The sequence below is a fragment of the Gemmiger sp. genome (assembly GCF_057431175.1).
The window spans coordinates 46,435-55,066 of sequence record NZ_DBMDDV010000020.1; the positions used below are offsets into that span (position 1 = coordinate 46,435).

At 48.5% G+C, this 8,632-nt stretch carries 7 protein-coding genes and 1 tRNA gene; 6 read left to right on the plus strand and 2 right to left on the minus strand.

The window, feature by feature from the left end; translation table 11 throughout:
• Positions 1 to 231 precede the first annotated feature (231 nt).
• Positions 232 to 1,227 (minus strand): zinc ribbon domain-containing protein, encoded by a 996-nt coding sequence (locus ACZO0A_RS08485; protein WP_302376514.1) that lies wholly within the window; start codon positions 1,225 to 1,227, stop codon positions 232 to 234.
• An 832-nt stretch (positions 1,228 to 2,059) separates the two neighbouring features.
• On the opposite strand from ACZO0A_RS08485, the gene ACZO0A_RS08490 reads away from it, so the two are divergent.
• The 6 genes from ACZO0A_RS08490 (at position 2,060) to ACZO0A_RS08515 (ending at position 8,144) form a co-directional block, all read left to right on the plus strand.
• Entirely contained in the window at positions 2,060 to 2,311 is a 252-nt protein-coding gene (locus ACZO0A_RS08490; protein WP_302376496.1) for a hypothetical protein, read from the plus strand.
• Positions 2,304 to 3,485 carry a tyrosine-type recombinase/integrase gene (locus tag ACZO0A_RS08495; protein WP_302376495.1) on the plus strand — a complete coding sequence of 394 codons (1,182 nt, stop codon included), beginning with the start codon at positions 2,304 to 2,306 and terminating at the stop codon, positions 3,483 to 3,485. The genes ACZO0A_RS08490 and ACZO0A_RS08495 overlap by 8 nt, the downstream gene beginning before the upstream one ends.
• A gap of 98 nt (positions 3,486 to 3,583) precedes the next feature.
• Positions 3,584 to 3,835, plus strand: coding sequence for a hypothetical protein (locus ACZO0A_RS08500; RefSeq protein ID WP_302376493.1), 252 nt, complete (start codon positions 3,584 to 3,586; stop codon positions 3,833 to 3,835).
• 142 nt (positions 3,836 to 3,977) lie between these two features.
• Complete coding sequence (locus ACZO0A_RS08505) at positions 3,978 to 5,357, plus strand: rolling circle replication-associated protein (protein ID WP_337757207.1); 1,380 nt, start codon at positions 3,978 to 3,980, stop codon at positions 5,355 to 5,357.
• A complete protein-coding gene (locus tag ACZO0A_RS08510; RefSeq protein WP_302493112.1) occupies positions 5,350 to 6,612 on the plus strand; it encodes a hypothetical protein in 1,263 nt (420 codons plus the stop codon). Before ACZO0A_RS08505 ends, ACZO0A_RS08510 begins: the two co-directional genes overlap by 8 nt.
• Positions 6,613 to 6,782: 170 nt before the next feature.
• The gene (locus ACZO0A_RS08515; RefSeq protein ID WP_302376490.1) at positions 6,783 to 8,144 is read left to right on the plus strand and encodes an Ig-like domain-containing protein; all 1,362 of its coding nucleotides are present in this window, start codon (positions 6,783 to 6,785) and stop codon (positions 8,142 to 8,144) included.
• Between the two features lie 388 nt (positions 8,145 to 8,532).
• Here the strand turns inward: ACZO0A_RS08515 and ACZO0A_RS08520 are convergent.
• A tRNA-Glu gene (locus ACZO0A_RS08520) sits at positions 8,533 to 8,604 on the minus strand.
• Positions 8,605 to 8,632 lie beyond the last annotated feature (28 nt).

Consider the following 8,632-nt stretch of genomic DNA (forward strand, 5'->3'; position numbering starts at 1 on the left):
GTCCGGCTTTCCGCCTGAAATTTCGACGGAACTTCAGGTTATTTTGTATATTGTGTATACCAGTATACCGAAAATCCCGCCGCATTGCAACCAAATTGCTTTGGGCATATCTTCCAAAATTGTACAGTAATTTTCAGCAGATTGCTCGCCGCCGCGCAGCAAAAAAGCGCAGGGGCCTTTGGGGAAAGGTTCCTGCGCAAGGTAGTTTATGTAGGGGCGCCGGCTGTGCTTTTAGACAGTCTGCGCGGTGCGGCCTGCCATCAGCGCACGCATCTTGTCGCGATACTGGAAGAGGAACACGGCAAAGCAGATGCAGACCACCGCATTGCACAGGCTGCTCAGCACCGAGGGAACGCTGCCGAAGCCCAGCATGCCGATCACGGCGCCGATGCCGTTGAGGAAGCTGATGACCGCCACGAAGGTTGAGATTTTGTCCGAGGGCTGCGCGGTCTGGGCGGTTTTCGCCATCACGCCAAGAGTGCTCAGGGTCTTGCTGTTCATCAGGATGCCCAGGCCCATGACGACCAGCAGAAGCAGCATAATGATGATGCCGCCGCCAATCGCGGAATCATCGTATTTTGCCGCGGTTGCGGTGATCATGATGGCCAAAATTTCCGCCACGACCAGGCCCAGAATGCTCACGGCCAGACTGATGATGGTGCTGATCTTGACGAGGGTAAAGCCGGTACTTTTCGTCGCTGTGCTGATCTTGCCAGCCTCCGCAAGGTAGATGAGCCAGAGGCCCACGGCGATCAGGATAGCCGGGCACTGCCCCACCAAGGTCGCGCCCAGGGACGCCCCGGTGAACAGCGAGCCGATGCCGTCCAACAGGCCGGATGCCTCCCGCGAGCTGTACCCGCCCAGGCTCAGGATCATCGAAAGATAGGTGCCCACCGTCCCCAGCAGGCCGCTTGTGCCCGCCATGGACGCGATGATGTTGAACAGCACCATGCCGCTCTGGGCAGCCGTCGCCGCCAAAAACAGCGGCGAGGTTGCCATCTGCTTTACGGTGTTCAGCACCGGGTTGGCAGGTGCGTAGTAGTGCTGCTGGGTGGGTTGCTGGGCGAACCGGGGCGCGGATTGGGCAGGCTGCGATGCAGGCCAGACCGGCTGCTGGGGCTGCTGGGGTGCAGGTTGGGCAGCCGCATTCGCCAAGGGCGTGCCGCACTGTGTGCAGAACGCCATAGAATCATTGAGCATCTTACCGCATTTAGGACATTGTTTCATCGTTATTTCCTCCGCTTCTGTGTTTTTTACTGTGGCTTTATTCTAGCACGCTGTCTGACGTCAGCGGGGCAATCATGGATAAAACGTCATTGAAGCGGGATGAATGACCGATTTCTAGGCTCGTAGGGGACGGGTTCATCCCTCCCGGCAGCTTCGCCTCTACCAGCACTTAAACTTTTCGCATCCCGGTAGGGGCCGGGCACGCCCGGCCCTCCACTGTATCTCTATCGCCCCCCTCCCTTTCACACCGTAGGGGCGGATTCCATATCCGCCCGCGCACCTTCGCCTTTACGGCCCTACTAACCCCGCGTTGCTTTACTCTACTCCCTCTACGTTCGCGCTCGTGTGGGAATCTCCCGCGCCCTAAAAACAGCCCGCAGGGCTGTTTTTGCCCCGCGGTACGCGGACGCGGGGCCCGGGCTTTTCGATTCCTGCACTCCTCTACTCCTTAACATATATAATAAAAAGAAAAAAGCTCAACCTCTTGCGAAGTTGAGCTTCCTGGTGACCCGTGCGGGAATCGAATTTAATCTTGACACATTGCACCATAGTTTTTCTACGTTTCAACGTGCAGTCAAGTTTTCTACATTGTCGATAACCCGCTTAAATGGTTTTTACTGCGGTGTGAAACTGTGGTATTTCCCACACTTTCCCTCTCTCCTGTAATTTGCGCAGGAAAGGGGGATTTTCCTTTTTATGAATTTGTAATCTTTTTGTAATCAAATTTTGCCCAAAAATCATGTTTTTTACTTTGGCTCAAGCAAAAAGCGTTGGTATAGTACCATCACAATCAAAAAAGATAACTTTTTCGAGCATGATTAGGAGAAAAGACATGAGAAAGCTACACATCAAACCATACAAAGAGCTTCATGCAAGAATCATTTTGCGTGATGAAACCGATACAAGTATCGCCGCAAAGATTGGTCTTTCGCAACAGCAAATGTCTTCTCGTATGCAAGGGCTTTGTATGTTTGATGCTTACGAAATAGCAAGAATCGGTCAAGAATTAGGTCTTTCACCAGAAGACTACTATCAATTATTTATTCGACCAACAGAACGACTCAAAGGAGTATCAAATGAATAGCATCTACACACAAAAAAATTTAATGAGCAAAGTCAAGCCCCGCCACACTGGTGGATACCGCTTAGATTTACAAATTAATAATGTACGAAAAACTTTTTATAGTAGCAAAGCAGGTGATGCTGGCCGCCGTGAATGCGCCAAAAAAGCCCTCGCATGGATTAACGGCAGTAGTAAGACCACAAAAAGCTATACTGTCACAACAGATGCAGTTTTTCAGAATTTCTTTTGCGATAAAGAAGCCGTTACAGTCGATATTTATAATTTGCGCAACTACTACAAAAACCACATTGCCCCTGTAATTGGTAATATTCCTGTCTTGCAATTAACACGCCAAGACCTGCGACGCGTCATCAACCTTGCGTATTCTAAGAAACTAAGCGAAAAAACTTTGAAAAACATTCGCGGTGTTCTCTCAGGCTTTTGTCATTATCTTGATGACTGCGACATCCGAAATGATTTAAGTGTTCGTTCTGTTAAGATTCCAAGGGGTGCAAAAAAATCTCATAAGCAAACTTTAACCGCTGTTGGAATTTACCGTGTCTTCACTAGCGACAATACATTTTTGCGCGGGGAGGAAGTTTTTGATGATTTGGTAAATGCTTATCGGTTAGGAATAGCACTCGGATTACGCCCCGGTGAAATCATGGGTCTGCAATGGGGCGACATTACAGATAGTTACATACACATCCAGCGCGCTATTGATGAAAAAGGTCGGCAAAGTCATGGAAAAAATGAATTTGCTGACCGATTCCTCCCCCAAACCGAGCATACACGCGCACTCTTCGCGGCACAAGCTGCTTTTCGTGGTAAGCACTCTGCTTCCGAGCGGGTTTTTGGCGACTATTCAGAAATCACTTATCGATTTCGATGGAAACGCTATTGCACACACAATCATATTTCTTACGTCACTCCTTACGAGCTGCGCCACACATTTGCGTCAATTTACAAGACCGCTCTCCCCTTATGGCAACTAGATGAGCTGATGGGTCATGTACACCCTGGTATGACGCTGGGTGTATACAGTCACTCAATGGACGGTGATTCAGATGCTCTTGTGAACATACTTGAAGCTGAACTGAACAAACAGGTTGAGCGCGGCAGAAAGGCGTATTGCGTAGGTCCTGCCTTGGCAGGATCTACGCAATACGCCGACCCCAACGCAATGTTGGTATAATACGTGCGATATAAATTAAAGGGGGTGATGCCTATGTGCTGATTAACCTATTCCATCGATACTTACAATTTCTACACATTACTAAGGAGATAATTACAATGAAAATTATTGGTATTCGCAAGTCAGACTTTCCGACCAAAACTGGCGAAATGATTAAAGGCTACAATGTTTATGTTTCAGACGCCATCGACCCACGGCATGGACAGGGTCAATCGGCTGAACATTTTTATCTTAGTGAACGAAAGCTCTCCATGATGAACGGCATTGACCCCTTTTCGCTGTTGGGGCACGAAGTAAAACTCTACTACAATCGCTACGGCAAGGTTGACACTGTCGAAGTGCTTGACTAACGCTTGAGTTCGCGCTGGCGGGCTGTGCGCCTGCAAGGTGCATAGCCTGTCAGCTATATTTTTTGTCGCGGTTCGTCCGCTATCGCAGGGGGACTTGACAGTGTAACATCTTAGGGACGTCAACTTTTTAGGTATACTATCTATGGATTCTATTCTTGACAATTATCATTATATGCCCACATCTCTTACCGACTCCACCGGCTTGCCCATTATGCGATGCGTCCCAAAGATGGAAACTAACGTCATCATGGTATATGGAATGGGCAACACTACTAAGGTCATCTATCGCCCGACCTGTATTGCTCCCGGCGTTGACACACATTATGTACATAATTATAATGTCGCATCTGGCTGGGCACTTCCAGATGAACGCACACAAGATGAGCGGCAAGCTGAATCTATCCGTACTTCTGTCAGCCGTTCAATTCGTGCGGTTCGTGAATTAGCCGCTTGCAATCCGTGGCAATTCTTCGTGACAATTACGCTCTCTCCCCAGCTTTGGAAAAATCGCTACACCCCAGACGGTTTGCAAGATATTATCAAAGCTATGGCCAAGCGTTGGCGTAGAAAGCGCAAGAATGGCTCTGCACACTGTCCCGGTTTCGCATATTTACTCGTTCCGGAAATGCACAAGGACGGTGCAATTCATTTACACGGTTTTGTGTCTTGCATGCCTTCCTCGGATTGCATCCCATATACAATGTCAGACGTCAACGGCTCGAAAAAACTTCCAATAAAAATCTGCGAAAAAGTTCGCAAGGGCAGCCCGGTATTTCATTGCCGGGAATGGGAGCGTCTTTTTGGTTACAATACGTTGGAGCCTGTCATTGATTTGGACAAAGCATCGAGTTACGTTGTCAAGTATATTTCCAAGGAAATAGGCTCCGTGCCTTTCAAATCTCGTTATTGGGTTTCGCGTGGTCTCTCTCGTGCAAAGCGGTTAGCCACTTACTATTTTCCAGAATACTGTGACTACTCTCGTCAGTTGGGAGAATATAACAAATACATGCTTTCCGTTGCCGCCGTGACAAAATCGCATCATGTGATGCATCAAGAATCATATCTTCCCGTCCGAAATCGCGCCAAAAAAGCAACCGAAAGTCAACGTCTTGTAGTTATAACCACTTATATTAACGGTTGCAACCACACCCCCTCGGAGATAATAGACCATTTAAGCACTGTTTACGATTCAACACCGCATTATGTGATTTTCAGAAGCGATGCTCTTGCATCTCCCGAAGAAGTCGCTAGTTCTCGGATACAATTAAATTTGATACACAACTATCTGACTGCTACAAAACTCCAGAAAGAATGTATCGACCTCGCTGAAGCCGAAAGACTGGGTACACTGGAATGGATTGATTTTCAGCCTTTCATCGAGCTTTCTAAAGACAGCCCACTCAATAAATGTTTTGATTCACCGAAATGTAAAATTCCCCTTATCCCCTACTCTCAACTTTCATTCTCGGATTTTTATTCAAAAAAGTCTTTACCAAAAAGGAGATTGAATAATCATGACTAATTTGACATCAACTAAAATTGGAACTTTCATCTACTACATTATCAACACTTTTTCTGACGGCGTACACCGCATCGCTTCATCTCCACCAAAAGCATTTCTTTACTTCGTCCTTACTCTTCTTGCTCCTGTTTTGCAAATTATATCTGTTCCGCCAAATTTGCTTCTCGCCCTATTGCCCCTCTACGCTTTCATCGATGTATTGCTTACTGTGATGCTTGTCTTTCCTTTTTCAGATTTGCACCGCCTTTCCACACTTTACAATTTCTCTACAATCAATTTTTGCAACAGCGCAGGGGCCTGTCCTTGGCTTGTCAGCCGCTCCATTTCTGACGGCGTGATTACATACATTTTTCATTGCCGAGGAATTTCTCTTGACCTTTGGCGAGAACGTCAGAAAGACTTGGAAGCCGCTTTTGATTGCCACGTTTTGAGTATTGACTATTCTGACGGTTCGGACACTCTAATTGAATTTCGCGCTTTTCCCGCAAAAGGCTCTTTGCCTACAAAAATTCCCGCTCCTAACTTTTCACCTGATGACTTTGTCGTAAAGCTCGGCATTTCTTATGCTGGCGAATATAGCATCAATTTTAATAGCCTACCGCACATGCTGATTGCGGGCGCAACTGGTGGCGGCAAAACCATTTTATCCCGCTGGATTATTTATCAGATTGTCAACAAGGGTGCTTTCACTTATTTGGTAGACCAAAAAGGATATGTTGACTACCGCGACTTACGCGAGGACTGCCGCTGCCTTGATACCAACGAAGAAATATTAGACGGTTTACAATCTGTGGTTGACGAAATCGCCCGGCGCATGGAGCTATGCCGTTCGGCTTGGATTTCAAAGATTTCCGACTATAATGTGTTGCCCGGCGTGGAACCACAACCACCGATTTTTGTTGTCATTGATGAAGCGAACTGCTTACTAGACCCTACTGGCAAGAGCAAGGTGGAAAAAGATTTTATCGCCCAAGTCGTCCAACACCTTTTGACTATAACTCGCCTTGGCCGTGCGGCTCATGTGCATCTAATCTGCATCTGTCAGCGTAGTGATGTTGGCAGTATTCCAGGTGCTCTAAAGGCTAATATGGAAATCCGCATTACCTCTCACTGTGCAGACAAGGAAAGCAGTATGACGATTCTAGGCACTGGCGATGCCGCCAATCTGCCCAAGATTCCGGGGCGCTTTCTTTCCTCGGACGGCACAGAATTTCAGGCCTATAATTTTTCTTGCCCACCGGGTAAAAATTTGTAAAATAGTTCTTCCTTAATTTATAGTACGTCGGGCGCGAGGATCGCGCCCGACACTTTTTTCTTTTTACTTTCTCTTTTTCCTTAACTTTTTCTAAAAAAGCCCCTATTTAAGTATTGAATCTATTACCACTCCATGTTACAATGCAATCAAAAAATGAAAGGATGTTTTTTATGAAATCTATTCGGCATAAGCTCCTAGCGCTTTCTGTATCTTGTGCGCTGGCGGTCAGTCTGGCAGGCTGTGGCGTTAATGTGACAGGCGTCACGCTGAATCTACCTGATAGCATGGAAAAGGGCACAACGCTCACTGCCACACCAGAGTATGCCTTTGACGGTGCGACACCCGAAAGCGCCGCTCTTGCCAAAAAGCTGGACACGCTGGACATGAGTTACACTTCCAGCGACCCCGCCGTTTTGGTGGTGGACGAAAACGGCAATATGGTGGCTGTCAGCGCAGGCACGGCAGAAGTTGCGCTATCTAGCAAGGACGGCAAAATTACCGCCAGTAAGACGATTGAGGTCATTGTCACGCCTACCGACATTACCACAACGGACGCGCTGACACTGACGGCTGGCGAAACCGCTACGCTGGAAACCGCCGTTGCGCCCGATGATGCGACACACGTTGCCATCAGCTACACTTCTTCCGATGACGCTGTCGCCACAGTCAGCGATGTGGGCGAGGTCACGGCGGTGGCGGCTGGTGATGCGACCATTACCGCCGCTGTTGACGGCACGGCACTTTCCGCCGCCTGCAAGGTCACGGTTTTGCCTGCCATCGAAAGCATCGAATTAAATTACACTGCATTGTCCCTGCGGCCAGATGGTACGGCACAGCTTACCTACACCGTAGCCCCCGAAGAAGCCCTTGCCGATGATGTCACCTACACCAGCAGTGACGAAGCCGTTGCCACGGTGGACGCAGAGGGCAATGTCACCGCCGTTGCAGATGGTACAGCAACTATTACGGTTGAGGTCAACGGTGTGACCGCAGAATGTGAAGTCACGGTCAGCACCAAGGCAACCAACACCACAAACGCCACAAGCAATAGCAACGGCACATCTTCCAGTAACAGCGGTTCTACGTCTGACGGTGGACAAGCTCAGTCTTCCGCGCCCGCCGCATCTTCCAGCTTTGAATACGGCGCTCTCCCAATGGACCCCGCCACCGATGGCGAAACATGGTGGAACATTGATTCTTCCGATTCTGCATACTGGGCTGTTGCAAACAATATCAATACCATGCGCGCAGAGGGCGGTCTGCCTGCCCTTACTGTAAGCAGTTCCTTGTCAAGTATCGCACACGATAGATGCGTTTACCTTATTGCAAATGATGTTTTCTCCCATGATGGTGCAACAACTGCGGAAATCTTGTGCTCTGGTGCAACAAGTGCGTCTGCCGCTTGCACTGGTTGGAAAAACAGCTCTGGCCACTATGCAAACATTATGACCCCCGGTTACACCCAAATGGGTATTGCCTGCACCTTTAATACAGCTTACGGCGTCGAAGTCTGGTGCGTGACTTTCTCCTAATATACCCCCATAAACACACAATCTCCCCTTGCCCATCACGCGGGCAGGGGGAGACTTTTTTCAAATTGAAAAACTATCCCATACACATCGGGATATGATTTCTGTTTGTTCCGCGATTGCCTTCAAAAAGCGAATGAACGGGCTGTCAAGGGGTCGTGGAATACCACAGCCCAACTTGTAAAGCGAGGATATGCCGCGAAAGCCCCTTTACTGCCTGTTCGCTTCGCTTTTATACTGTGCGCGGGAACAACAGACGCTCCCTCTCCCCCGGCACCACCTCTTGACAAAATTACGCGAGTGCGGTAAAAGTGTGGTATGCGCAATGCAGGCAAAGAGAAAAGCACCAAAACCAAACGAATAATCGTCAGATTTTGGTGCTTTTAGCAAGTGACCCGTGCGGGAATCGAACCCACGTTAACGGCGTGAGAGGCCGCTGTCTTAACCGCTTGACCAACGGGCCATAATAAAAAGAGAAGCCGGCATCTACC